The sequence below is a fragment of the Calidithermus terrae genome, from assembly GCF_003574345.1.
GTDB lineage: Bacteria > Deinococcota > Deinococci > Deinococcales > Thermaceae > Calidithermus > Calidithermus chliarophilus.
The window spans coordinates 1-1,298 of sequence record NZ_QXDL01000426.1 but is presented as its reverse complement, the minus strand read 5'-3'; the positions used below and the strand labels follow the sequence as shown (position 1 = coordinate 1,298).

Here is a 1,298-nt window from a genome sequence, read left to right as displayed (position 1 = left end):
GACCCCGCCCGCCCGGTCGGTGGCGGTGGGGGGGAGGGCGCCGGTGAGGGCGTGGTAGAGCGTGGCGCCCAGGGCGTAGAGGTCGGTGTAGGGGCCCAGCTTGGCGCTGGTGGCGTACTGCTCGAGCGGCGCGTACCCCGGCGTGACCATGCGGGTGTGCGCGACGGTCTGGCCCTGCACGAAGTCGCGGGCGGCCCCGAAGTCGATGAGCACGACGCGCCCGTCGTCGGTGAGGAAGACGTTGTCGGGCTTGATGTCGCGGTGCAGCAGCCCGGCCTTGTGCACCACGCTCAGCGCGTCGGCGACCCGGAAGGCGATGTCCTGTACCTCGCGCTCGCCCAGGCGGCCCAACCGCTCGATGCGCTTGCCCAGCGTCTCGCCCCGCAAAAACTCCATCACCAGGTAAGCGGTGCCGTTTTCCTCGAACACGTCGAAGACCCGCACGATGCCGGGGTGGTCGAAGCGGGCCAGGGTGCGGGCCTCCTCGATGAAGCGCTGGCGGGCCTCGTGGAAGCCGCCGGCGCCCAGCCGGGTGGGGGGGACGAGCTGGGTGGCCTGGCGCACCGAGCCGTCGGGGAAGAACTCCTTGACGGCCACCGTGCGGCCCAGGACGGGGTTGGCGGCCTCGTAGGTGATGCCGAAGCCCCCGTGGCCCAGCACCCGGCCCACCACGTAGCGCCCGCCCGCCAGCGGGGTTCCCGGCGGCAGGCTGGGGAAGGCCACCGGCGCGCCGCAGACCGGGCAGGTGAGTTCGTGGCCGCTGAGCGCGGCGCCGCAGGTGGGGCAGTGGGCCATCGCGCGCTCAGGCTCCGGTGATCTTGCGGATCTCCTCGTCGGAGGGGAGCTCGCCGCCGGGCTCGGCCTTGAGGGTCTGGGTCTTGGCCCCGATCTTCAGCGTCTTCTGGGTGCCCAGGCTCAGCGTCTTCGAGCCCTTGAGCTCGCCCATGGCCCGGTCGAGGGCCTGGGTCATGGCCGAGTTGCCCAGCTTGACGGTCATGTTGCGGGCGAGCTCGAGGGTCTTGGCGGCCTTGGCGGGGTCGGTGCGGGCCTCGACGGTGGCCTGCTTGACCAGCATCTCGATGTTGCGCTGCTGCACCCACTGCATCACCTGCGGGTCGATGCGGGCGGCGAGGCTGTCGTTGGTGGTGAACTCCACCACCACGTCCACCGGCGGCACCTCGCCGCGGTAGCCCTTGCCGGGCACCTCGTAGGTCAGGCCGACCTGGGCGAGGCGGATGCGGGCGGGGGGGCGGGCGGGGAGGGTGAACTCGAGGATGTACACCGTCCAGTCGCCCGCC

Annotated in this window: 1 protein-coding gene and 1 pseudogene; both read right to left on the bottom strand. The window is 72.3% G+C overall.

The window, feature by feature from the left end; all coding sequences use genetic code 11:
• The coding region (locus Mterra_RS21350; RefSeq protein WP_170159786.1) for a serine/threonine-protein kinase at positions 1-795 on the bottom strand (795 nt) is incomplete at its 3' end.
• A gap of 7 nt (positions 796-802) precedes the next feature.
• A pseudogene (locus Mterra_RS21345) lies at positions 803-1,298 on the bottom strand (vWA domain-containing protein); the annotation flags it as partial.